Source organism: Psychromonas ossibalaenae ATCC BAA-1528, from assembly GCF_000381745.1.
Lineage (GTDB): Bacteria > Pseudomonadota > Gammaproteobacteria > Enterobacterales > Psychromonadaceae > Psychromonas > Psychromonas ossibalaenae.
The window spans coordinates 1-24346 of the sequence record NZ_KB907038.1 but is presented as its reverse complement, the minus strand read 5'-3'; the positions used below and the strand labels follow the sequence as shown (position 1 = coordinate 24346).

The window sequence follows — 24346 nt, the reverse complement described above, 5'->3', positions numbered from 1 at the left end:
CATTTCTAAGCGTTTTACTTGAGCTTTTAATTTTCGGATTTCTTCCTGCTCAGGTGTCAGCTTGCCGTTCCCTCTAAATGCATGACCATCATCATTTTCGGCTTCTTTGATCCAGCGACCAAGAATCTGAGCGCTAACCTCTAAGTTTCTTGACGCTTCTGCAATACTGTAATTTTGCTCTCTTACCAGTGAAATGGCATCAAGTTTGAATTCTTTTGAATAGGTTTTACGTTTTTTCATTTAAATCTCCAGTTAAATCAATTATGTCTTAACTGGGTTAGTCGTATCAATTAAACCACGTCAGTACTAGCAATCCTTAATAGATTTAAATTATTTCGCCATAAAAGTTATATAATCTTTTTTAAGAATTTTATTTCGTTATCTATGTTTATTGTTGAACTAAACAATAATTTCTCCTTAAAACATAACTTCTGTATGGCTAATTTTAGCCTGTACTCTGTTCACAAAGTCTAATATCGTATAGTTTGTTTTACTGCACTACTGCTTCAAGAGTCTGAACTAAAAATATATAGCTTCAAAGTGTTTCTGTTCTTCACTTTTCATAGTAACCTCTCAGTTAAAAATCATCATTGGCTTACTTAAGAGTTAGTCAGGTGATTTGTTTCTGTCGCAGAGCGACTCCGATCAATACATAAGTTAATATTTGAGGTAAAGATAATGAATATAGTTTGGGCAACAAGTGAGGCTGCACCATACGCTAAAACAGGCGGATTAGCAGATGTATCATACTCTTTACCATACGCTCTAGCTGAAAACGGGCACAATGTTTCAGTCTTCATGCCTTATTACCCGCAGGTTATGGCTGAAAAATGTGATGATACAGAGTGCGTATATGAGCTGCTGGGTGTGCCTTTGGGAGATGGAGAAGAGTGGGCTCAAATCAGAAGGCACAAAATCAGTGATAACCTTTCTTTTTATTTTATAGAATTTGATAGATTTTTCGATCGCCCTAAATTATATGACTGGGACGGCAATGAATATTCAGACAATGCTGAACGCTTTATATTCCTAAGCAGAGCAATCATGCAGGCTGTACTTGCGCTAGATATTAAAGTAGATGTCCTTCATTCAAATGACTGGCATACTGCTATGTGCAGCGTCTATTTAAAAAGTGATCTGTACAATACATTCACTAATTTTAGCCAAACAAAATCAATAATCACTATTCATAATATTGGCTACCAAGGTGTGTTTAATAAGTCTAACCTTTACTGGACAGGGCTTGGCTGGGAGTATTTTAACGTCCATTGCTTTGAATTCTACGATCAACTTAACTTTTTAAAAGCGGGTGTGCTGACATCAGATATGGTTACAACCGTTAGCCCTACATATGCAGAAGAGATTCTATCTCCTGAGTACGGATTTGGTTTAGATCACCCTCTTCAGCACAGAGCTGTACAAGGTAAACTGCGCGGCATTATAAATGGAATCGATGTCAACGAGTGGGCTCCTGAAACAGACAAGTTGATCCCTTACAATTTCTCACCCAGCGATCTCGCCGGTAAAGCTTTATGCAAAACGGAACTTCAAAAAGAATTCGGTCTAGATGTACGGCCTGATGTTCCTCTTTATGGCGTCGTTTCGAGACTTGCCCATCAGAAGGGACTAGATGTTTTTATTACATGTATAGATGAGATGCTCAAAGAGGATGATGTTCAATTTGTAATTATTGGCTCTGGAGAGAAGTGGCAAGAAGCTGCTTTAGCTGATTATGCCAAAGCATATCCGGATAGATTCGGATGCCATATTGGCTATAGCAACAAACTTGCCCACTTGGTTGAAGCAGGTTCAGATTTCTTTGTTATGCCTTCAAGATACGAGCCTTGCGGGCTTAATCAGATGTACAGCATGAAATATGGCACTGTACCTATTGTAAGATCAACTGGCGGCCTTGAAGATACTGTAAGCAACTACTCAGCTAAAAATATCAATAACGCAACCGGGTTTAAATTTTACGATCTGTATCCGGCGGCACTAAGGGACACAATGAGATGGGCTGCTTCTGTATACCGTAATGATAAACCCGCATTTAAGAAAATGATAACGAATGGTATGACGACAGACTTCTCATGGCATCACACGGCTGTCGAATACGAAGAATTATATCAACATGCGAATACTAGATTCTGATTACAGACTGCCGGAAGTGTTACTAGCCGATGCGCTGTAGAAAGATTAGTTGAATCACGCATGCTGCCTATTAAAGTATTTTAAGAATAAACAGGCAGTGTATGAAGCGGCCAAGTGGATTTGGCCGCTTCATTGAAGTTTTCTAAACCGTTTTGGAGGTGTTTGCGCGTCAAGCATCTGGCTCACTGGGGTACAAATGAACCAATAATTTGAACATCTAAAGCTCTAAATAGACAGTCAAATACACCTAAAGCGTGGCTTCAACTCCGGCATGTCTTACTAATACCACGCCAAAAATCCGAGGTTAAAACCTCTGCTCCAAAGAGACAGCCGCGCACACCGGAACCGGTGCTTCAGCTCCGGCTTACCCTGTGGGGCGCTAGATCGAAAACCAATACAGCGTTGCAACCTTCGATAAGGACAAGCTTCGTGCGTCTAAATGTAAATTTTTTCACTATATTTAACAATATGGACGGGGTTATGCAGCCGTTCTTTAATAGCTTTTGTAAAAATTGCTTGTTTATCAGGTTCGCCATGAATTAAAAACACTTTATCGAGTTTTTCAAACTCTTCCATCCAGGCTAGCAGATCGCTTTGATCAGCATGAGCTGAAAAGCCGTTAATCATATGTATTTTGGCATTCACGCGGATATTTTCATGATAAAGCTGAATAGACTCTATGCCGTCTATCATTTGGCGCCCCTGCGTGCCCAGCACTTGATAACCTACAAATAAAATACTATTACGAGGATCCCATAGCCGGTGTTTAAAGTGGTGCAGAATTCGTCCGCCGGTACACATACCACTGCCGGCAATAATAATACAGCCGCTTTCCTCCTTATTAATCAGCATGGAGTCTTTATCTTTTAGTGAGTATTGAAGATAAGGAAAGTTAAATATAGCGCCGTCACGCAAAAGCTGTTTATTGGCTGAAGCATTTAATTCACCGTGATAATTGGTGTAGATTTGTGTGGCACGTATGGCCATCGGGGAATCTAGAAATACTTTGCAGACGGGAAGTTCTTTGTTGTAATACATCTGCTTAAGGATCAGGAGAATCTCTTGAGTCCGCTCAATTGCAAAGGACGGGATCAACACATTTCCTTGATTTTCTAACGTGTTGATGATGCTCTCTTTAAATTCGTCTACGGTCTCTTGTAAGCAGCGATGATCACGATCACCATAGGTCGATTCAATATAAAGAGCATCAGCTCGTTTAACAAAGGACGGTGCCGGCATTATTAAATCTTTACGGCTGCCTAAGTCACCACTAAAAACAACCGACTTTGAGAGCCCTTCTTCTGTAAATTCTATTTGAATAGTTGCAGATCCGAGAATGTGCCCTGCGTTTCTAAAGGAAACTTTTACGCCGGGTACAAGCTGAATTGCTTTATTATAGCAGGCATATTGTATGCTTAAATCAAACACGGCTTTAGCATCATCAATACTATAGACTGGAGGGCGAAGTGATTTTTCTTGACCCGATCTTTTAGCCTTTTTAAGTGCGCTTTTATAATCCTCCTCTGCAATTTTTGCACTGTCAATTAAGATGACCTCAGCCAAATCCATAGTCGCCCTTAAAGCGATCACTCTGCCGTCAAATCCTTCTTTGACCAGTTTAGGAATGCGGCCAATATGATCAAGGTGGGCATGAGTGATTAATAGAATATCGACTTGTTTAGGATCAAAATCAAAAGGTTCCAGGATCCTCATTTCATCGCGGCCCTGAAAATAACCGCAATCAATCAGAATTTTAGGCCCTTTTTTCAGATGTAAAAGATGGCACGAACCAGTAACCGTTTCAGCAGCACGAAATGATTGAATGTATGCCATAAACAATCCTCATTTATACGTTTAAGTATAGCATTGCTTAGGTTTACACGAGTGACAACAGATAAAAAGTCATTACTTACACCGAAAATACAGCGCATTAAGCAGGACTAAAAGAAGGTACTGTAATCTGTAAAAAAACATAAAATGCACGACAGGCAAACCTTTTAGCAATGAAATGATTAATTGAATTGAAACCTGACTTGCGAACGCCTCAGCTCTTTAATTTGACTTTTTTTTACAAAAAAATACCCCCTGCCGATTTATTGTAAATATATTATGAATTACAGGGCAAGTCTGAATGATACTGTATTAAGGTATTTATATACTAAAGTACTTTATTATTCGATGATTAGACCCGCCGGCAGCTAGAGGAAGTTGTACTAAACCAGGACGAGTTACTAAAAATTAGCCCTATAACATAGATAAGTTATAGGGCTAAATTTTTTATGTTGAGACTTCATTAATTCAGTTTTTTTAGGGTTTTCTCCCAATATCATATAACCGCGTAATGCAGCCAATGATTTATTAACCCCGTTAATAACATATAGGTCTAGCCACTGGGAGGACTAACGGGGTTAATCTCTCGAAAGGTCATCATGTTGCGCCTTGTCTTAGTGTCCGAGCTGACGGCTGATAAATGCATTATGATTGGTAACGGGCATATCTTTAAAACATACCGTTATCGTGTGCCATTTGTTCGGGAATTTCTTGGATAATATCCCAGTGCTCGACTATTTTATCATTTTCAATACGGAACAAATCGTAGAACGCTTGTGCTTTACCATTCCATCGCCCTTCGCTTTGCGCTAATACAAAATTACCTTCACCCAAAATACGGTGAACTTTATGGTACTCAAACATATTGTTTTGAGATGCTAAATAGGCAAGCGCTTCGTTCAGGCCGTCTAAACCATCTTTAACCATAGTGTTATGCTGATCATACTGCTCTGTACTGATGTACTCAGGGGCCTTGCCAAAAAATACATCTTCCATAAAATCGGCAATCAGCTGCTTATTCTCTTTAGTTTTATCTGTGTCAGTGACAAGTGTTGGACCGTCAAACTGGGAGCGGCCACTCGCCGTTTCCTTTGCCACTGGAGAGACTGCATCCCAATGCTCTGCTACTTGACCGTCCTGCATACGCCAGACATCAAAAGTAACAACTTCTTTAGCACCAAATGCTTCAGCATTATCATAGGTATTATGCATAATAATAAAATTACCATCTTCTAATAATCGATGGGTTTTATAGGTTATTCCTGCGTCTTTTAACACAGGTAGAAAACCAAGTGCAGGCGCCAACCCTGTCGGCACGTGAGGGTTATGCTGAATATAATCTTCGCGGAAATATTTTTTCATTTCTACGGCGTCAAAATCTTTAAAAAAAGCATCCTGTGCTTCCATTGCTGTTTCTTTCATTGGGCTGTTTACCTTTGGGTCATTTGACTCAGTTGCTGTGCTGCCACATGCGCTGAGCATCGTTACTGTTGTAAGCATTGCTGCTGCGATAAAAGAAGTTTTCAATTCCATTTTAAATTTTCCTGATGGTTAGGCTCACTGTCTGCAAGCATTATTGTTCTAAGATTTTGGATATTAAACAAAAGCCCTGCCCTATAAGTAAAATAGAACAGAGCAAAAAGGTACTTAATTATGCAAGAGTCACCTTGATCATCTCACTTAGATTTGTCGTAGGACGACCAGTCAAACTACTTAACTCCCCCTGCTCATCAAATAATCCGCCCTTCGAAGCACCAGTATCAGAATCTGCAAGCAGTGCGGCGAATGGAGCAGGCAGTCCTGCACCAATAAGTGCGCCTTTAAACTCATCCTCCGGAAGGTTCACGTAAGGTATTTCTTTACTTGATTCCCGGCTGATTAGAGCCGCAAGATCAGTGAGCGTGTATGACTGATCACCTGCCAGCTCGTAAACTTTTCCAGCTTGAGGCTCTTCTGAGGTAAGGACCACTGCGGCCGCTTGTGCATAATCTTCCCGCGCTGCAGAGCTTATTTTTCCCTTGCCTGCACTACCAATAAACGCTGCATGCTCAATAGAAGACGCTACACTCGCAAGATAGTTTTCTGTATACCAGCCATTGCGAAGCAGCACGAACGGCACTCCGCTCTCTTTTAAATATTTTTCTGTTTCAATGTGCTCTGCAGCTAATCCCAAAGGAGATGTGTCTGCGTGTAGCAAGCTTGTATAGGCGACAAGAGATACACCTTCGTTTTTTGCCGCATCTATAACATTAATGTGTTGCTCTGCTCTTTGGCCTAATTCACTTGATGAGATAAGAAGAATTTTTTCTGCCCCATCGAACGCAGTTTTTAGCGTTTCAGGTCTTGAATAATCCGCTTCACGCACCTGCACACCCAAGGCAGATAAATCGCCTGCCTTTTCAGGAGTACGAACCGCCGCAATAATGTTGGAAGCATCTACTTTGCTGATTAAATGCTTGATTACTAGACGGCCTAGCTGGCCAGTTGCACCCGTTACAACAATCATATTTCTAACTCCATTCGTTTATTTACTGTGTGGAATAAATATATCATTTAGTGGTTGATTGATAATCACCTCTGAAATAAACTCATAGTTAACCGTAACTAAACTATGTATATAAAATGATCTCGATAGATGACATGATGGTATTTACCAAGGTGGTTGAAACTCAGTCTTTTACCAGAGCTGCGGAACAGTCTGGGATTGGCAAAGCACGAGTTTCTCAGATAGTCACCAAGCTTGAGCAGGAATTAAATACACGGCTGCTTCATCGCACAACGCGCTCTTTATCACTCACAGACACTGGGTTGAGTTATTACAAAAAGTGTCAAATGATTCAGGAGTTAGCGGCTCAGGCCAACAATGAGGCACAGAAACTCAGCAGCGAGCCAAGCGGTCTAATACGAATTTCACTGCCGTTCGGCAGTGCTTCATACATTAACCTCTTAAGTAAGTTTCTCAACCAGTACTCGAAAATTAAGCTGGATGTTATGGAAAGTGACAGCTATATCAACTTGATAGAATCCCGCTGTGATATCGCTATTCGCGCTTCCTCGGCGCTCGAAGATTCCAGCCTGTATGCCACTAAGATCGGTGAATTTGATGACATTCTTTGTGCTTCACCCGAGTACCTAAAACGTTTTGATAAGCTGCAGTCAGCGCAAGATCTGCTAAAACTCGACTGGGTGAGTCACAATATTGTGCATGGTGATAAACAGCTGGTGTTAAAGTCGTCACAAGGAGAGGTGGTAAAACTGAGTATCCCCCCCAAAGTGCAGGTTCGCACCACTAATTCACTGAAAGAATTCCTGAACAATCATATGGGATTTGGTCTTTTACCAGACTTTGCGGTTAAGCATGAGTTAGCTAGTGGTGAGTTGGTCAGAATCCTCCCAAGCGTTCATGACGTAACCATTCCTTTGTATGCCGTGTATCAAAACAAGGCTTTGATGCCGCTAAGAACACGTACCTTGATAGATTTTCTCAAACGAGAAGGTGCGCTTTTAGCCTCTCTTCACTGTGCCGATTGATACGGAGCTATTCGCTCAATAACTATGGGTTCATATTATGAATTCCCACGCGAAGCATGGGAGCTAGTGTTAACGATATGCCAGAGAGGGTAGTCTAACCACCCTGCTTCTGTTTTGTGTGTATGCCAGGCTGCCGGTGATTTGCTAAATCATTTAATAAAAAACAACCACCCTTTGCTGATTGTTCTTTATTTTCTGCCGTTATTAATCAATTATTCTTAGCATTATATTTATCTAAAAATTTTTCGATTTCGTAAACCGACTTACCTTCTTGCCATAAAAAATAACATTTTTTAGATTTCTGACAAGTATCCTTGGTTTTGAGCGCAACAGTCGACCATATATAAGCATCTGAATTTACATTCAGCGCTTTAGGAGCCTGCAGGGCAGCTAATAATTTCAAAAGTATAAACTGAAAAAGCATATGAGAATCTTCGGCATAAAGACCGCCATTTTCAATACTGAAACGCAGCTTCTTCTCATCTACTCCACCATGAATGCTAAATTGAGATAGTTTCGGATATTTTGCAACGGCATGGTTAAAAGCTAAAGACCAGGAAACCAGAGTATCCGTCTTTTCATTTAACTGATCATAATATTTAGAAAAATCGTAACCAAGATCGGCTTTATCAGTATCGAATCCGGCTCTGATAAGAACACCTCTTGCCCACATATTTAAAGTATCACCTTCTGATAAAAATTGAGCGTGTGCTTCAATCATTTGCGAAACCATGGGATAGGCATTTGGGCTAATGCACTTAATAAAGTATTGCTCTGTGGGTTTTCTTTGTGACTCATCACAAGCAGAGCCAAGACTATCAATCGTTTGATACAGTTGAGCTTCTGAGTCATCAATAAGTCCGTTAACGACTCTATATTTTAGCTCCCCATGCCAATCATCATTATATAGTTCAAGTTTATCTAATGCATAACAGGAAGGAGCGAGTAAGGACCCAAGTAAAAATAGTTTATAAAGTTTCATTGTGCTGCCGTCTATTTAATATATAAAGGATAATAAAAGCCGAGTGCTGGTTAATATCTATATATAAACACCATGGATAATATTCCATGGTGTTTATATCTGCAGTTTAAATTGGACAGCTAAACGTAACTCTTTTCTTTTTCTTTTTCTTTTTCTTTTTCTTCAACATTGGGCTGTTCACTTAAGACGTCAACGAGCGTTGAACGACATAAGTTCCCTTCTACTTCACCATCTTCATTCAATACCGGCAGCGGCAGCTCATTATCCAGCATATCCGGGATCACCGTTTCCAGTAATGCATCGTTCTGTACTGAAGGTACATCCTCTAACAAAGACGGATCAATCTCATTGCTGTAATCACTTTTTTCTACATTCTCCAGCGTATCCTGCGTGATCACCCCTTGATAACCGTCATCATTAACAACATAAGCATAATCATGTTTTGATTTACGCATTTGTAAAACGGCCTCACCTATCGTTTCACTGGAGATTCGACAGATCTGCGGCTGCATTACGGTTTCAACCGTTAAAGCTCGGGCACGGTTTACATCTTTAACAAAAGCTTCGACATAATCATCCGCAGGGTTAAGTAGAATATCAACAGGCTCGCCCTGCTGCACTAATATGCCGTCACGCAAAATAGCAATGCGGTCACCTAGACGTAATGCTTCGTCCAGATCATGGGTAATAAACACAATAGTTTTATGAAGTTTTTCCTGCAGTTCTATCAGCTGATCCTGCATTTCACTGCGGATTAACGGATCCAGCGCAGAAAAAGCTTCATCCATTAACAAAATATCAGCATCTGTACATAACGCACGGGCTAAACCGACACGCTGCTGTTGACCGCCGGACAACTGACCCGGATATTGATTGGCATAACCGTCAAGTCCAACTGTCTTTAACCATTCTTCTGCTTTCTGCTGACGAACCGCTTTTTTAACACCCTGCACCTGTAGACCATAACCGATATTCTGCAGTACAGTGCGATGCGGCATCAGACCAAAACGTTGAAATACCATCGACATTTTATTGCGGCGAAACTCTTGAAGCTCTTTCTCTTTGAGCTTCATTACATCACTGCCTGCGACTTCGATTTCACCGGCAGTCGGTTCAATTAAGCGGTTAAAATGACGGATTAATGTTGATTTTCCTGAGCCGGATAAACCCATAATAACGAATATTTCACCCGGATAGATATCAATATTAATATCCGACAAGCCCACTGTATGGCCGGTTTCAGCAAGAATGTCATCTTTTGATTTACCTGCTTTAACCTGCTCAAGTATCTTTTTTTCGTTTGGACCAAATACTTTGTACAAGTGCTTAATGCTGATTAATGGTTTTTTATTTTCATTACTGCTGTCGCTCATCTTAATGACCTCCAAAATTCTGCAGTGTGCGTTTTGCATAACTCTGCGAGATGCGGTCAAAGATGATCGCAAGTGCAACAATCGCTAAACCGTTTAATAATCCAAGTGTAAAATACTGATTTGTTATTGATTTTAAAACCGGTTGTCCTAAACCTTTTACCCCGATCATGGAGGCTATCACCACCATTGCCAGCGCCATCATAATTGTCTGGTTAATACCGGCCATAATATTCGGCATGGCTAAAGGTATCTGTACACCGAATAAACGCTGCATCGGGTTGGCACCATATGCGGTGGCTGCTTCAAGTACTTCTTTATCAACCAGACGTATACCTAAGTTGGTTAAACGGATCACTGGTGGAACGGCATAAATAATTACCGCAATAACACCCGGTATTTTACCAATACCCAGAAGCATAACTACGGGGATAAGATATACAAAGGCCGGCATGGTCTGCATAACATCAAGTATCGGTGTGACGATAGACTGTACCCGATCAGAGCGTGCCATGGAGATGCCTAGCGGGATACCGATCATAATGGCCAGCATAGTGGAGACAAGAATAATACTCATGGTACGCATGGTATTGTCCCACATGCCGAAAAATCCAATCATGAAAAAAGCGACAATAACGCCTAATGTTAACTTCCAGGAGCGACTTGCTGCATATGCAAAAACGGCCAATACCGCAATGACTAACCACCAGGGCGTGCCGAGTAATAATTTTTCAAACCAGATAAGAAAGCTCAATAAGGGATCGAAAAACGATTCAATACTATCACCATACTCACGCGAAAAGCTGCGATAAGCTCCGTCCAGTGTTTTCCGAATACTTAATAACTGGTAGCGGTCAAGCTGTGGGATTTCCGATAGCCATGATTTATCTGACATTTTATTTATTTCCTAATACAAAAAAGCCCGGATTCACCGGGCTTGATAGATAACTATTTATAGTTCTGCTAATGCTTTCTTAATTTTATTCGCTGTTGAAACATCTACCCACTTCGTCCAGGTATCTTCATGATTTTTCAAGAAATATTCAACTGCATATTCACCTTCGGCTTGTTCATCTTCCATCCAGGCTAACAGCGTATTCATTTGTGCATTTGTAAATGAACGGCTTGAAAGGTAAGACAACACTTGCGGTGCTCTTTTTGCAAACTCTTCAGTAACAACCGAGTCGACTGCTGACGGCGGATACATAGTTGGTTTTGGTGTTAAGCAGTCATTTTGAGTAATACATTCTTTAAAATGTTTCTCATCGACGCCTGATCCAAAATCAACCTTAACCATTTTGTATTTGCCCAATACCGCGGTAGGTGCCCAGTAATAACCAAGCCATGCTTCTTTGCGCTCGTATGCTTTGGCAATCGAACCTGACAGACCCGCACCTGAGCCTGGATCAATTAAATCAAAACCTGAATCAGCTAAATGCAGCGCATCAAACAGCTGCGACGTTGATATTTGACAGTTCCATCCAGCAGGACAGCCCATGAATGCAGACTTACTCGGATCTTCCGGGTGTTTAAATAACTTAGCATTAGCTTTAATACCGGCAATAGTTGCTAATGTCGGATCTTTTTCAACCATGTACGCCGGTATCCAGAATCCTTCTTCGCCGCCGTCGGAGAGTGTCACGCCGGCATAATGAACACGCCCTTCTTCAACCCCTTTATCTAATGCTGGTTTCATTGCGTTGCTCCAGAATTCTGGTGCAATATCTGGTTTGCCTTTTTCAATCATGGCCGCACCTGTCGGCATGGTATCGCCGGGAACAAGTTCAGCATCACAATCGTAACCGTGCTCAAGAATGAAACGGTCAATATTGGCGATCAAAGTGGCGGAATTCCAGTTCATATCTGCAATGGTAACGGCGCCGCATTCACTTGCAGCCGCAGACGTTGAAATTGATGAACAAGCAAGAAGTAAAGATGAAGTTAAAAGTTTACGCATATTAATTAATATCCCTATTTATTATTAATTCTCTTTAACCATACAGTAATTCAACACAAAAATGTCAATTATAATCTGAACAAGATGCCTGCTCTCACTGAGCTCAGCTTGCAAAAACATCATCAAAACCCTTTCGATTGACTTAATACATATGTTTTTTTGCTTTGCGTTCAAGGTAGCCCTGCATTGACTCTCAAGCTTATTTTATACACAGGAATTTACGAAAAAATCACTTATATTAACCATCAAATAAGAAGCTATTTGTCGAGGAAAAGAGAAGATATATATTTTCAAAAAAGTGCTTGAGGACCGTTTTATTATTCCATTTATCTTTGACTGGAAATCAAAAGCTAATGAAATACTTTCATATTATTTCTGAATCGGTACAAACCAAAAGGTCAGTAATGTCTTTTGATATTGCTGGCTTATGTATCGTAGGGAGTTGTTTGATTCGAGATCTGTCCCTGCTGATTATTGGGAACAAAGCAGGATATTTTAAAATTGGATAAACAGGTATGTTGTAAGGCCAGATACAATAAAAGGCCGCCATTTGCGACCTTGTAAAACCACCTTATTTTGAGTACATATTAATTGAATATACGAATGTCATGGATTTGATACGGCTCTTCAGTTCCCATCGCAACACCTTGAATACGGACAAAGCGCCCAGTTACCGGAGAAAAGGAAGTTTCTTCATTGTTAGCACCTGCACCATTAACCGCTGCAGCTGTCTGCCAGGTGACCCCGTCGTTTGAAGTTTCAATACGGTATTCAGACGCCCAGCCTACACCCCAGTCTACCGATACGCGGCTGATTGACTCAGGCGTTTGCAGATCAACGGATATCCATGCACTTGGGCCGTCTTTCTCTGCGGCAATCCAGCGGGACTTGACGAAACCGTCCACTGCAGAGCCGGCATGACCAATGAAGTTCATGTCCTTCAGTTCTCCCATATCGATATCTTCTGTCTGGCCGCTGCAGCCGTAAGGCTGCTCAGTGATCGTCTGATAACTAGAGCTGTACGCCGGCTGACGTCTGGCTAAGTTATCTGTAGGTTCACTGTCACTTATAGTAAACGACGGTGATTCCCCCAGGTTGTAGGCCAGCGTCTGGAATTTCTCAAACGGCAGCACGGTTTTATTGCTCCACATGCTCTGGGCGGCAATCTTGATTTTGTTGCGTAAACGTTCATGCAGATCATGATCAGAGTAAGCGTACTCTTGGTAATGACCGTTATCATTCCACAGCGCAATGGTTGCCCCTAGGAACTGCGGATCATCGACATCAATTATCAACGGTGCATCTACGCCCCATTCGTTAGTATCTCGTTCCCAGCCGGCAAATTCGTCAACACGGTAATTTGCGTACATGTTCTCAGGCTCCTGCATATCTTGATAACATGCTCCCGCGGTTGGTACTGTGTACCAGATGTGGTTTGTATTAATCAGTGTAAAGCCGTCTTCATAGGCCTGCTGCGTTTGCGCAGGTTGTCCCCACCAAGGCTGCTGCACTATCTCTTTGCTTAGCGCATCACGATTCGGGAATGCCAGTTGACCATAGTTGCCCCAGACTCGAACTTCCGTAAAGTCTTTGGCGGTTAGATAGTCATTCATCTCATTCATGTAGTTAACAAGCTCCTCTGAAATAGTGCTCGGCACTGTCCAGTCTGTTGGATCGCCGGCGTACTCATCCGCACCAATGTGGGCATTGTGAAAATACGGGGATAATTGATCCCAAACGGCTTTTACTACTTCAAGGGTTTTGGGATTCCCCAGATCAAGGTGATCAGGTTTCAGATCCGGGTGGCGAATATCAGGGTAGGCTTGAGTGAACGAGCCTGCGTGAGCCGGGGCTTCAATCTCAAGTGTCAGCTCTATACCTAATGAGTCCGCTAAAGCGCGAAGCTCTTTGACATCATCAATTGACAGCACAAAAATATTGTTACCAGGATCATGCTCCGCTGCGATAGTGCTGAGTTCTGGAAATTCTTCAGTATCTTCTAGTTCAATAGCAAACAATGCATGATCGTCTGCCCAGGTTTCTTCTGACCAGTTGCTTTCTGGATCGTCAGGCAGCCCGTCTCCTTTCAGGATCTTATTATCGTTAACGTGCATCTGCAGTTCAGACATTTTGTAATAAGACATGAACTTGAGGTAATTTTTCAAGAAATCGACACTCATACTGCGGCGGCCCATATCGAGCATAAAACCGCGAACACGGACAGCAGGTTTGTCTTGGATCAAGCCGTTTAATAGCGAGTCTTTACCGTCAGCATCTTGTATTAACATCTGCTTTAATGTTGCAGATGCGTAAGCCGCACCGCGTACCTCTGGTGCAGTGATCACTATTTTTCCGTCGATATCCATGTTGTAGCTTTCATCGTGTGCAGCAGGATCATGTTCCGGCGGCTCAAAACCTGTAATATTAAAGACGATGTCACCAGGCTGCCCTTCACCACCATTTTCAATGACTTCAAGCTGCAGACCGTTTAAAACCAGCAGATCCTCATTGAAAATCCCGGCTGTACCTTGCAGAATTTCCAGCGTCGCTGCATCATCAGCATTAATAATGATGCGGGATTCAGCTGTCACATCTGTGAAACCTGTTTTCCCTTTCCAAAAATTCAGGGTTGGAATTATGTTAGGTGCTTCATTTACTGCAACAACTTCCTTGTCATCATTTTCATTGCATCCTGCCAGCAGAGCTGCTGTCATCATTACTGCTAATATGCTTTTTTTCATTAACTAAATCCTCGTATAAAAATAAATAAAACCGAAAGGTCAACTACACACCTCTTATTAGTTACAGGGATGATAATGACAATAATGTTAATTTGCGGTGATTATTATCACAAAATGGTGAGGTATATTTATATGTTATGTGTCAGTGATCTTTGGGTTTTCTTCTAACTTGTAAATAACAATTTGAAATTTATTTGAAAAATATCAATCCAAGTAAATGCAAAGATCACTGACCCACCAAGAAAAGTTAGCTTTAGAATCCCGCCATAAAAAAGTGCAGTAAAAGCGAGAGTGCTGCCGAATTAACTGATTTTATTATCAGATGAAGGTTGGTCTCCAAAGTAATGCAGTTCACAGTAATAGTGACAATAAGCAGTCACTTGTTGACTGGTTGTTTATACAGTCATATAAAATAACGGGCAGCATTTCGGCTGTTCTGACAGTTAGCTTTCTATCAAGCTAATGACTTAATTTGATAAATTAAAGGGGAATACAACGAATCAACCATTGCCATTGATAGCACATGTATCGCTAGGTACCAATAATCTTGATAAAGCCTTGGAATTTTATGACAGCGTATTGGGATGTATTGGTGTTAAACGTATTATTGATATTCCAAATATAGGCGCAGCCTATGGGCGAATGAACCCTGAATTCTGGGTGCAGCTGCCTTGCGATGGACAGCCGGCTGGAATCGCCAACGGTGTCCATTTTGCCTACCATGTTGAATCAATAGAGCAAGTTCATGCTTTCTACCTGGCGGCTATTGAAGCTGGAGCAACTGATGAAGGAAAGCCTGGACCAAGATCTGAATATTCAGAGGCTTATTACGGCTGTTTTGTCCGTGATTTAGATGGTCACAAGATAGAAGCGATGTTTTGGGATAAAAGTAAAGCGCCTGAATAGTGAATTATTGGCATGAAAAGTCTAGGAAAACCATTATATTGTGTTCCAAAAAGTTTGAGTTTCCTGACTTTCAGCGTAACGTTACCGAATTTGATTAGCACATTCAGCTAATACAATCGCGCCGGCGGTTGAAACATTCAGAGAATTACCCATGCCGAACATAGGAATATGTATTTGTTGATGACTTAACTGCAATGCGGCTTCACTTACGCCTTTACGCTCATTGCCTAATACTAAAGCACACGGAGACGGGTAAGTAACATCACTATAATTAACAGACTCATGGCATAGCTCAACACTATAAACAGAATAGCCTTTATCTAATAAGGTTTGTAAGCTGGAAGTGGTACAGTCGCTATATTCAATACAAACCCATTTAGCTTCATTTCTAGAGGCTTTTTTTAACTTCTTATCTGAAATAGTCAGTTCGCCGCAGACTATGATTTTTTCGATAGCAAAAGCATCAGCCAGGCGAATAAAAGCACCAATATTGTAGCTGTTAGTAACATTGTCTAATACCAGTACCAAAGGGATTTTTGGCTTACTTAAGTATTCATCGCGTGTCGGTTTGTTTTTTCTAATCTCTTCTTTGCTGAGCTGTATTTTTGAATTCATGTATTATTTACTCTTGTTACGTACTCAAATTACTTACAGCACGTTGCGGAACAGGTGAGGATTGTGCGACTTTATCTTGCTAAGATCAAATGCTTATTGCCGTAGACTTTGCCATTCTATTGTCCCTTTCCTAAATCACACTGCAAGATTACCCAGCAGCGGCTGAAGACCCCTGCTTTGGGCTGATCTTTTTTATCCAAAAGTATATCGTGCCTAAATCCCCCTACATGCAATCAGGCTATTCAGCACTGTTTATCTGTAATGCTTGTTTAGATAATGCTGTAGTAGAATGATTTTTTGGCAGTTTGAGAAAGAATGAATAGTTATTAAATATTGTTCATCTAACACGTAAAACGATGAAAATGAATGTTGGAGAATATATCCATGATGCCAAGCTGCTGTGTCAATACAGTCGGCACTCCTTAGTTAATTTAAAAGAACATCTAAATCAATATCGTTTCCAAGATGCTTTATGAATATTTGCCTAATTCTCCCGTTAGCTTTCATCTTTTTAATTATATGATCGTAAATAGAAATAAGTTTTCTCATATCATACTGGTCATTATTATTACCAAAAACGTTGTAATACAATCTGCTTTTTAATGGTTTTTTTAAATATGTTATTTTATCTTCAAAGCCTTTATTGTTGATTTGAGTAAGAGTAATAAATGTGGGAAGTGCAATTAAATCAATTCTATGTTTGACAAGCATTTCCAATTCAGAACCTTTTTTAGGCAGGTTAGAAAAAGAAAGCCCTGAATTCATAAATTCATTTGTATATGTAATCCCATTAACAATTCCCACCTGGAGGTTTTTAAAATCATCAAAAGAATCATAATGTATTTTATTAATATCTTCAGTTCGATAAAAAAAATGCCAGCTTAATCTAATAATTGCTTCTGTGGAATAGATAAAATATTTCTCTCTATGCTGTCTATATGAGTACAGCATAGCCATCTGTGCATTACCATTTCTAAGCTCTTTTTGGATTCTTAAATCTGAGTCAACAATCCTAAATACAGGATTAATGCCCATTTCACCTAAAGCTTCTTTTAGAATATCAACTGCAATTCCTTTTACATTGCTTCTATCACCTTCAAAATATTTTAAAGGTGGATCATTAGTTCCCAATATAATGAAATCATTAGCGAACAAGCTGCTGTTAAAAGACACTACAAATACAAGAAATATTAGTACTTTGTTAGTCTTCATCTTATATTCTCTTACGTAAATATAATTCAAATCCGATATTAATACGTATGCTAAATCATTTAAGCTACGCCAATGTTTAAAGCCTCTTTTTACACACAAAATGCCATAGCACATTCCGAACCAATAAACTTCCAATCAAACAATGCATGTCGACATTATTCATCCGTACCGTCGTTATCAAATAATTCGAAGATGTTATGCCTTCTTGGAATTGAATTTTATTTAGAGGCATAATCCTCGCGAATACCAACCCGCTTAATATTATGATCTATTTTAGGAAGTGAGGCTTCAGCCTCGCCTCTTGTATTGCGCGGTTAAACTGTACTTCCAAATATAAAAGCAGATCAATTAGTTTTGTGACATGGTATAAGAGCACTATATTGATCAAATTATAGTCTAAGTTAGTGATGTACTGGCAACGGGACGCGCAGTTAAACCCGATGAAATGCAAATGCCGCTCCGAACGGAACTACCGAGGTTGAGTGTAGAAAATGCAGCTTCCTAATCAGTAGGTTCATAATTAAAAAGAGTTTTAATAAATCTAAACATCAGTGATTGTACTTTCGGAAAATCCGGGAGTATCTATTATCTACACCTTTAATAATCATTAACATATGCCCCAAAGACCAAGGTGGCCTTTTTGAACAAACAGCGCCTATCTTTTCATAAGGAATAAAACAATTGATGATGACTCGCTGTAGAGGCCAGTGTGGCCCCTACTCTTGCCAGCTATGAATAAATTCTTTTTCAGATTTATTCACCTTATACAAATAACGACGCGCTTCAGCAACCGGATTTCTTTTCCTGCCGTTTTCGGGAATTTCTTTGCATGAAAAGATATCGACCTCATTAGGAGAGTCAGGTGTCAGCAGTGTGGTGACAATCGCACTTTTTAAATGTTTTAAAGATGAATACCTGGCAATTGTTTCAACACGGACAATGCCCTTATCAAAATCGATATAAGCCCGATCCTGATAATGATTAGTATATTTAACATACTTCTTTTGCTCGGGAAGCTGCATCTATTTTTCCCCCCATATATCATCTATATTTTTTCAAGAGCAGAATATAAAACCAGCGCAGACCGGACGTCCTTTTCTATTTCGTCGGGGGTGTTTTTATAATATTCAACCCGTTTTTTAGTCTCTTCCTGCGTAAACCGTAGCGATTCACTCCTGTACAAGCCGTTAATATAAGCCCCCTGATATTACTGCCGTAAGTGAGCCTTACTTATTTTTTGGCCCTATGACCTTCGTGCATTATGCCTCAAACAAGACACATTAAAAGTACAAGTATCAATGACTTAGCAAAATGAAAGCGCCTCGTTTAGATAAAATTAAATCGATAGGAGTTGAACATGAAAGTTTGGAGTGCCGAGCTTTTTGTAATAGCTATTGTTATTGCAGGCTTATATATCGAAGGGAGCTGTTTAATTAAAGAGTAAGTGCTGTCCACCAGCGTTGCAGTGAGTTGTTTGATTCAAGATTAAAGACCTGTCACTGTTTATTTGTCTAGAAATTCAGTAAATAGGAGGGAAGTGTTCTTTAAAGAACAGGAGTTATTTTTTATTTGGGTAATATTAAGCATGCATGAAGCGCAGCTAAGTAGATAAACTAAAGCTGCACGGCAATGTGCACGGACAAGAATATATTTCATTGTTTTGTAATATATCAATTATAGACTGACGCACATTAATGCTTATCTGTTGAAAAATTAAAAGGGTTAACTCTGAGTATGAAGAATTCATTAACGCTAAGAAGCTTTAAAAAATACCATCCCCGTCAAATAGCCAAATTCGCCAAAGCCTTTTTTAATGGCCGTATCTATATTGTTGGTATTGGTCGATTACGAATTTTAGAAGGAAAAGTGGCCGCTTATCAGCATCAAAAAAGTGAAAAGAGCATACTGATTGTAGTCAATGAAATTAATCAGATTGTCAATGAACTTGCGCAGCCCAAAATTGCTGCAGTTTAATTATAAGTAAATCGAATAAATAAAACCTACGATCGAGGGGTCTGGTCTTGCATTTTGCCTTTTAAAGCAAAAAATAATATCTGCCCCTCACATTTTGGATACCCGCCTTTTCTTTGCATTTAACGAGAACATCTTCTGCCGGCAGCAGGTTCAATACGCATTACTATTTGCTTTAGATATTTATGATTATTTATAGTAAAACCTATCAGTGATTTTCCTACCGCTTTACATAATGACTTATCAAATTCATATATGTTTTTACTTTTTTGTATTTCTTCATCATTAAGGTCAAAATTAATCATGATCGTCTTTATGATACCTTTTCCATCAGTTTCAACACCAAATTTGGAAGGTCCAATTCTTTCAATAAAATCAAAATATTGACCAAGATTTACAGTGTATCCCTCAATCACATAACCATAAGAATCGGGATATGTATATTTGATACCATCATTTTCTTTCGTTGTATAATTTTCAATAAAAGCTTCAGATTTATTTTTACCCAGAGTTAATGGTCCAAATTTAATGATTTCTCTCGCATTTACATAAGAATGTGAAAGCATGAGAGTCAGTGATAAAGCCGCAGACAATAACTTTTTCATGTGAAGTATCTCTTTTTTACTCTAAAGGAAATTTATCGGGGTTGTTTTTATAATATTAAGTACGTTCTTTTATATCTTGTTGCGCAAATCCGCAGCTATTCGCTCCTGTGCAAACTGTTAATAAAACATGCCTGATATTACTGCAGTTAACCTTCTCGCTAAGTGATCATTACGCGCTTTTTGTCCTATGACCTTCGTGCATTATGCCGCAAATACAGTATATTAAAAGCTGAAAATATCAACGACCTGGCAAATACAAGACCGCGTTTAGATACAATGAAATCGATAGAAATTGAACATGAAAGGTGTTCAGTTTGTAATAAAAAAATCACATGTCATTACATAATGCTGCTGGGAACAACGCATAAAGTGATTGTGGGAGTTCTTACTCAATACAAACCTATGCATTCCCACGCAGAGCAAGGTAATACGTAAAGGAGGGAGTTAAATATATTGAAAAGCACCGCTATCTTTCGTGCAGTTGTCGCAGTGTAAAACTTGCAGATAACATGCTGCAGAGCGTGATTCTGCAGCTTAAATATTTACTCGTTGTTATGGCCAGTGTGCGAACAGGATAAAAGCATCGCTTTTAGTTTTATTGAAATCTGATCAGCCATCTTTCTATGCTGATCTGCTTCCCAGTGAATGCCGTCTATCGAGCTGGAATTAACCACACTGCCGGCATCAAAAAACTCACATCCCAGTTCATTAGCACGAAGCGCATAATACCTGGCAAACTGTTTGGATTTCTGTGCGCCTCCAGCAAACAGCTGGCCAAAATAGCCGACTTCATAAATGACAGGCGGGGCAACTAAGCATATTGCTGGTGCTTTTTGTATATTCTGAGTGCTGTGCTGCTGGATTTTTAGCACTAATTTAGCCGTATTTCGGGAGATATCGTCGGCAGACTGAGCAAAGCTGCTTTTTAAATCGTTTGTTCCCAGCATAAGCACAATATAGTCCGGCTGGTGTTTTTGCAGGCAAGGTACAAGGTCGTCGTTGCCGTTCACAAGTCCAGCAGCCGGGTCATCAAAGAACGTGGTTCTTCCCGGCTGCCCTTGTTCAATAATCCGGCAGCCTAAAGGCAGCAGGCTGGTTAATAATGCAGGCCATCTTTCATTTTCATTGTAACGTCGCCCGTCAACGGGAGAGTATCCCCAGGTATTTGAATCCCCGAAACATAATATGCTTTTCATGCGTTCTTTCTTATTAATGTCTTAGTACAGTGCTCATAGAATCAGGAAGTCTTCCCGAATCCGGCTATTTTTTCTTGAGTGAACAATATCCTTTATCACAAGGAGATTTGTGGCGGGGCTCGAAATTTTGTTTACCTTTGGGTACTGCGTTTGACTTATGCTCTGCTGCAGCCGAAATGTTCGCAGTGTCTGTCACGCTCCCGGCTGCAAAACTGCGCTCTCGAGGAGGGAGTGTAAACTGCTCATCATAAGGCCTAGGCAGACCTTTAAAACGATATAAGTAAAAGGCTTCCAGCTTCTCTCTTGCCCATGTCGTGCTGTTTAAAAATATTAAACTTTCTTTTATGCCGCTATTGCTGCTGAAGCAGTCAAAACGCAGTTCTGCCACCAGTATATCCCAGCCATAAAATTCGACTAACTCGGTTAATAAATCCTCTAACTCAAGACCGTTTAGCGGATTGTTTTGAGCCTCTTGGTTCATGAATACTCCTTCATGTTTTTATAGATATGAACTTACTACCCTGATTATCGGCACCTATTGCTGGTGCACAAAGAATTAAAAACGCATCTTCAGCATTTTTCCATTAGTTTTTAAGTCATTTCGAAGAATAAGAATATCACAAAAGGTTATAGCACCAACCATAGCATTACAAAAAAGGGAGCCAACAGTTTTCCACAAGAAAGAGAGTCATTAACTCTGAGAAAAACGGGTTATAACGGGGAGAAAGAGAGCTTAAATGTGATGCTATCAACTGATAGCTAGAGCTAAAGCGCTTAGGCGAAATGTTCCCCTAAGCGCTTTAGCAAGAAAACGCTGTGAAGTTATTTTAAATTAGCCAAAAACTTATCAGATTCAGAAATAGCACCCTTCATCTCTTTAATCGCCACTTCAATATCTCGCTCTAAATCAACAAATTCCCCCTGCAGTGAGCCGATAGCATTGGCATTAAGATTATGTTTAAGGTAAAGCGTATTATCCCGCAGCGCATCTAAAACCGGCGTCATTTTTTTCTCTGCTCTTTTCATAGCGCTAAGCATGGCGGTATAAGAGGTTTTGGTTTGTCTTAATTTTTTTTCACTATCGCGGCGAAGCTTGGCGTTCTTATAAAGTTCAAGCTCTTCCTGCCATTCTGCAAATAATGCATCTGAAACATCTTCAATGGCATTGATTCGTTTGCTGACATCTTCGGCAGCTTGTTCACTGTCTTCATATTTCCCATTGATATTCTCATACATTTTTTCCAGATCACCACCATCGAACCGGGTTAAAGCTTCGAGAGCCTCTAACGCACTGCTGAACTCCTGCTGCGCTTCCTGCTGTGACTCTTTTGCTTCTTCCACACGGTCAACCATAATATCGCGCTTGTGGTAACCAACCGTTTCCATCGCAGAGTAATAGGTTGACGAGCAGCCGCTGAGCACAAAAACTGAGAGAAATAGTGTTAACAAATAAGGCATCCGAATTTCCTTTTAAGTAAAGTGAAAGATTAAAGTTGTATTTACAGAATACACACTCTTCAAAACTGCCGCCAGTTAAGCGCCCAAAATCACAAAACCTTGAACCTGGCAGCCAAACGTTCCGATAGTTAAAAATAATATTAGATCCGATTACAACATTATCAGTAAAAGATGAGAGTGTTGTGAAAAACAATGGAGTTAGATAGATATTTTGTGGTGAATTAAGTTTCGTGGTAACGATCAAAATACTTTAACGCGACGTGTAAGATTTCTGGTTTCAGCCTGCTGCTAAGTAATAAACCTATGCATTCCTACGCAGATCATGAGAACAACATAAGCCGACTCCGTTTTAGATCGATACCAACAGCAACAAGTTTGGCAAGTTAGCTATTCATTTTTCAACAACTGCGTTCGGATTTGAAAACGTATACAAAAATTTGCTGATGCATTAGGGCCTGTTGATCTTTGCTCTTTGTTCCTGCTGGAGGCTATTTTTATGCTCAGCAAGGCAGAAGTCATACACTGTAGTTACTCTACATTAATGACTGATAACTAAGCTGAGTGTCAAAATAGCCCCAGCCCTTCGGGTTGAGGCTGAAAATCCCTCACTCTGCGTTGCTCATCACTCATTTAGAACCACTAAACTTCATTCTTCGCGCCTTGATTGAGAAACTTTCAGGCTCAACAGGGGCAATTTTCAAAGATCAACAGGCCCTAGTTTGCTTTAAAATAGAAAAATTAACGAAAATTGGGCTATCAAGCAGCAAATCGTAACTAAACAGCAGGTCAATTTCATTAACTGTCAAAATTAAAGCCCAGCCCCCGTACTATACTGCTATGATGCACCAACTTTTATTACACTAACTACCTGGAACTTCCTTGACACTGAACCAAATTAAAAAAGCACTATACGCACTTTATTTAACGAATAAGTTCGGTTTTAAGCTAAGAGGTGACCACACCGCTGATCAAATATCAACGTTGCGATTGGAGTATGCTGAAATTCTATTATCACGCTTGAATATTGGTGTTGATGTTGAAGGCATCCAGAAGGTTAATCATGGCGGACAATATCTTATCGTGTCGAATCATCGAAGTATTATAGATCCGTTAATTGTCGAGATTGCGCTCAAGAATAAGGGAATTAACAGTTTATGGATCGCTAAGAAAGAACTTTATAATTCGTTTTTCTTTGGTATGTTTACAAGAAATGCCGGAACAGTCCTGCTGGATAGAGAATCCAGAAAAATGAGCTCATTTTTCACAGAAATTAAAAAGAAGGCTGCCAACGGTTATTCGATTAGTGTATTTGCTGAAGGTACGCGTAATAAGAGTGATCAAACACTGGCTGAGTTTAAAGAAGGAGCTCAAGTCATCGCAATGAAAAACAGACTGCCGATATTGCCGGTATTTATAAAAACCAATGCCAATGCTGTCTTGGCTGAGTCATTAAAGAATGATACTAAGAACTTGAAAGTCAGCATCGTGATTGGCGACGTGATTGATTATAAAGACCGTTCAAAAACGCTGCAGGAGCTGTATAAGTCGCGGTTTAATATCACATAAGTCAAAAGCCTAGTTTTACTCCGTCTGATAAGACAATAGAAATAAAAGTGGATGTGGATAGGAAAAATAAGCGCCCTTTACCAAAAATTATGTTTATTTGAATAGTCTGTTGTATCTCATCATGCTTAGGTGCGATAAACCTTATGCATTCCCACGCAAAGCGCTGTCTCTTATACACAAGTTTACGGACATTAAAAGTTATGATCTAATAGGTTAAATTTTCTAATGAAACGTAAAAACAATGAGCGATTTAAA

At 40.0% G+C, this 24346-nt stretch carries 21 protein-coding genes; 5 read left to right on the top strand and 16 right to left on the bottom strand.

The window, feature by feature from the left end; all coding sequences use genetic code 11:
- A partial coding sequence (locus G327_RS0122175) for a transposase (RefSeq protein ID WP_019617002.1) occupies positions 1–240 on the bottom strand: 240 nt, incomplete at its 3' end.
- Positions 241–678: 438 nt separating this feature from the next.
- Between G327_RS0122175 and glgA the strand changes: the two genes are divergently transcribed.
- A complete protein-coding gene (gene glgA / locus G327_RS0122170) occupies positions 679–2151 on the top strand; it encodes a glycogen synthase GlgA (RefSeq protein ID WP_019617001.1) in 1473 nt (490 codons plus the stop codon).
- A 435-nt stretch (positions 2152–2586) separates the two neighbouring features.
- Here glgA and G327_RS0122165 read toward each other — a convergent pair whose 3' ends face one another.
- The 3 genes from G327_RS0122165 to G327_RS0122155 all read right to left on the bottom strand — a co-directional run bounded on the left by G327_RS0122165 (position 2587) and on the right by G327_RS0122155 (position 6487).
- On the bottom strand, positions 2587–3984 hold the full coding sequence (locus G327_RS0122165; RefSeq protein WP_019617000.1) for an MBL fold metallo-hydrolase RNA specificity domain-containing protein: 1398 nt from the start codon (positions 3982–3984) through the stop codon (positions 2587–2589).
- A 666-nt stretch (positions 3985–4650) separates the two neighbouring features.
- Positions 4651–5514 carry a nuclear transport factor 2 family protein gene (locus G327_RS0122160; protein WP_019616999.1) on the bottom strand — a complete coding sequence of 288 codons (864 nt, stop codon included), beginning with the start codon at positions 5512–5514 and terminating at the stop codon, positions 4651–4653.
- A 118-nt stretch (positions 5515–5632) separates the two neighbouring features.
- The gene (locus G327_RS0122155; RefSeq protein ID WP_019616998.1) at positions 5633–6487 is read right to left on the bottom strand and encodes an SDR family oxidoreductase; all 855 of its coding nucleotides are present in this window, start codon (positions 6485–6487) and stop codon (positions 5633–5635) included.
- Between the two features lie 116 nt (positions 6488–6603).
- Between G327_RS0122155 and G327_RS0122150 the strand changes: the two genes are divergently transcribed.
- A complete protein-coding gene (locus G327_RS0122150; RefSeq protein WP_033298834.1) occupies positions 6604–7512 on the top strand; it encodes a LysR family transcriptional regulator in 909 nt (302 codons plus the stop codon).
- Positions 7513–7720: 208 nt separating this feature from the next.
- Here G327_RS0122150 and G327_RS0122145 read toward each other — a convergent pair whose 3' ends face one another.
- The 5 genes from G327_RS0122145 to G327_RS0122125 form a co-directional block, all read right to left on the bottom strand.
- A complete protein-coding gene (locus G327_RS0122145) occupies positions 7721–8494 on the bottom strand; it encodes a hypothetical protein (protein WP_019616996.1) in 774 nt (257 codons plus the stop codon).
- Positions 8495–8613: 119 nt separating this feature from the next.
- The gene (locus tag G327_RS0122140; RefSeq protein ID WP_019616995.1) at positions 8614–9867 is read right to left on the bottom strand and encodes a quaternary amine ABC transporter ATP-binding protein; all 1254 of its coding nucleotides are present in this window, start codon (positions 9865–9867) and stop codon (positions 8614–8616) included.
- 1 nt (position 9868) lies between these two features.
- Positions 9869–10759, bottom strand: coding sequence for an ABC transporter permease (locus G327_RS0122135; RefSeq protein WP_019616994.1), 891 nt, complete (start codon positions 10757–10759; stop codon positions 9869–9871).
- A 57-nt stretch (positions 10760–10816) separates the two neighbouring features.
- A complete protein-coding gene (locus tag G327_RS0122130) occupies positions 10817–11821 on the bottom strand; it encodes an ABC transporter substrate-binding protein (RefSeq protein WP_019616993.1) in 1005 nt (334 codons plus the stop codon).
- 587 nt (positions 11822–12408) lie between these two features.
- Positions 12409–14562 (bottom strand): family 20 glycosylhydrolase, encoded by a 2154-nt coding sequence (locus tag G327_RS0122125; RefSeq protein WP_019616992.1) that lies wholly within the window; start codon positions 14560–14562, stop codon positions 12409–12411.
- Between the two features lie 507 nt (positions 14563–15069).
- Between G327_RS0122125 and G327_RS0122120 the strand changes: the two genes are divergently transcribed.
- Positions 15070–15468 (top strand): VOC family protein, encoded by a 399-nt coding sequence (locus tag G327_RS0122120; RefSeq protein ID WP_033298833.1) that lies wholly within the window; start codon positions 15070–15072, stop codon positions 15466–15468.
- An 81-nt stretch (positions 15469–15549) separates the two neighbouring features.
- On the opposite strand, the gene G327_RS0122115 is transcribed toward G327_RS0122120, so the two are convergent.
- The 3 genes from G327_RS0122115 to G327_RS0122105 all read right to left on the bottom strand — a co-directional run bounded on the left by G327_RS0122115 (position 15550) and on the right by G327_RS0122105 (position 18317).
- Entirely contained in the window at positions 15550–16083 is a 534-nt protein-coding gene (locus G327_RS0122115; RefSeq protein ID WP_019616990.1) for a TrmH family RNA methyltransferase, read from the bottom strand.
- Positions 16084–16509: 426 nt separating this feature from the next.
- On the bottom strand, positions 16510–17295 hold the full coding sequence (locus tag G327_RS0122110; protein WP_019616989.1) for a substrate-binding periplasmic protein: 786 nt from the start codon (positions 17293–17295) through the stop codon (positions 16510–16512).
- Positions 17296–18011: 716 nt separating this feature from the next.
- Positions 18012–18317, bottom strand: coding sequence for a murein transglycosylase domain-containing protein (locus G327_RS0122105; RefSeq protein ID WP_019616988.1), 306 nt, complete (start codon positions 18315–18317; stop codon positions 18012–18014).
- A gap of 712 nt (positions 18318–19029) precedes the next feature.
- On the opposite strand from G327_RS0122105, the gene G327_RS0122095 reads away from it, so the two are divergent.
- Positions 19030–19269, top strand: a complete 240-nt coding sequence (locus G327_RS0122095) for a DUF1107 family protein (RefSeq protein ID WP_019616987.1) — start codon at positions 19030–19032, stop codon at positions 19267–19269.
- A gap of 119 nt (positions 19270–19388) precedes the next feature.
- Here G327_RS0122095 and G327_RS0122090 read toward each other — a convergent pair whose 3' ends face one another.
- The 4 genes from G327_RS0122090 to G327_RS0122075 form a co-directional block, all read right to left on the bottom strand.
- Positions 19389–19871 carry a hypothetical protein gene (locus tag G327_RS0122090; RefSeq protein WP_019616986.1) on the bottom strand — a complete coding sequence of 161 codons (483 nt, stop codon included), beginning with the start codon at positions 19869–19871 and terminating at the stop codon, positions 19389–19391.
- 542 nt (positions 19872–20413) lie between these two features.
- On the bottom strand, positions 20414–21067 hold the full coding sequence (locus tag G327_RS0122085; protein ID WP_019616985.1) for an SGNH/GDSL hydrolase family protein: 654 nt from the start codon (positions 21065–21067) through the stop codon (positions 20414–20416).
- A gap of 64 nt (positions 21068–21131) precedes the next feature.
- A complete protein-coding gene (locus tag G327_RS25430) occupies positions 21132–21548 on the bottom strand; it encodes a VF530 family DNA-binding protein (RefSeq protein WP_019616984.1) in 417 nt (138 codons plus the stop codon).
- 341 nt (positions 21549–21889) lie between these two features.
- The gene (locus G327_RS0122075; protein ID WP_019616983.1) at positions 21890–22525 is read right to left on the bottom strand and encodes a DUF2959 domain-containing protein; all 636 of its coding nucleotides are present in this window, start codon (positions 22523–22525) and stop codon (positions 21890–21892) included.
- Between the two features lie 879 nt (positions 22526–23404).
- Here G327_RS0122075 and G327_RS0122070 point away from each other — a divergent pair.
- The gene (locus tag G327_RS0122070; RefSeq protein ID WP_019616982.1) at positions 23405–24091 is read left to right on the top strand and encodes a lysophospholipid acyltransferase family protein; all 687 of its coding nucleotides are present in this window, start codon (positions 23405–23407) and stop codon (positions 24089–24091) included.
- The last annotated feature ends 255 nt before the right edge of the window (positions 24092–24346 follow it).

Bases quoted from the DNA above. Each gene is read 5' to 3' on its own strand.
- G327_RS0122145 (WP_019616996.1), bottom strand. From the start codon at position 8,494: ATGAAACTTTATAAACTATTTTTACTTGGGTCCTTACTCGCTCCTTCC.
- G327_RS0122150 (WP_033298834.1), top strand. From the start codon at position 6,604: ATGATCTCGATAGATGACATGATGGTATTTACCAAGGTGGTTGAAACT.
- G327_RS0122095 (WP_019616987.1), top strand. From the start codon at position 19,030: ATGAAGAATTCATTAACGCTAAGAAGCTTTAAAAAATACCATCCCCGT.
- G327_RS0122125 (WP_019616992.1), bottom strand. From the start codon at position 14,562: ATGAAAAAAAGCATATTAGCAGTAATGATGACAGCAGCTCTGCTGGCA.
- G327_RS0122135 (WP_019616994.1), bottom strand. From the start codon at position 10,759: ATGTCAGATAAATCATGGCTATCGGAAATCCCACAGCTTGACCGCTAC.
- G327_RS0122155 (WP_019616998.1), bottom strand. From the start codon at position 6,487: ATGATTGTTGTAACGGGTGCAACTGGCCAGCTAGGCCGTCTAGTAATC.
- G327_RS0122160 (WP_019616999.1), bottom strand. From the start codon at position 5,514: ATGGAATTGAAAACTTCTTTTATCGCAGCAGCAATGCTTACAACAGTA.
- G327_RS0122165 (WP_019617000.1), bottom strand. From the start codon at position 3,984: ATGGCATACATTCAATCATTTCGTGCTGCTGAAACGGTTACTGGTTCG.
- G327_RS0122110 (WP_019616989.1), bottom strand. From the start codon at position 17,295: ATGAAGACTAACAAAGTACTAATATTTCTTGTATTTGTAGTGTCTTTT.
- G327_RS0122140 (WP_019616995.1), bottom strand. From the start codon at position 9,867: ATGAGCGACAGCAGTAATGAAAATAAAAAACCATTAATCAGCATTAAG.
- G327_RS0122115 (WP_019616990.1), bottom strand. From the start codon at position 16,083: ATGAATTCAAAAATACAGCTCAGCAAAGAAGAGATTAGAAAAAACAAA.
- G327_RS0122090 (WP_019616986.1), bottom strand. From the start codon at position 19,871: ATGAAAAAGTTATTGTCTGCGGCTTTATCACTGACTCTCATGCTTTCA.
- glgA (WP_019617001.1), top strand. From the start codon at position 679: ATGAATATAGTTTGGGCAACAAGTGAGGCTGCACCATACGCTAAAACA.
- G327_RS0122075 (WP_019616983.1), bottom strand. From the start codon at position 22,525: ATGCCTTATTTGTTAACACTATTTCTCTCAGTTTTTGTGCTCAGCGGC.
- G327_RS0122105 (WP_019616988.1), bottom strand. From the start codon at position 18,317: ATGCAGCTTCCCGAGCAAAAGAAGTATGTTAAATATACTAATCATTAT.
- G327_RS25430 (WP_019616984.1), bottom strand. From the start codon at position 21,548: ATGAACCAAGAGGCTCAAAACAATCCGCTAAACGGTCTTGAGTTAGAG.
- G327_RS0122085 (WP_019616985.1), bottom strand. From the start codon at position 21,067: ATGAAAAGCATATTATGTTTCGGGGATTCAAATACCTGGGGATACTCT.
- G327_RS0122130 (WP_019616993.1), bottom strand. From the start codon at position 11,821: ATGCGTAAACTTTTAACTTCATCTTTACTTCTTGCTTGTTCATCAATT.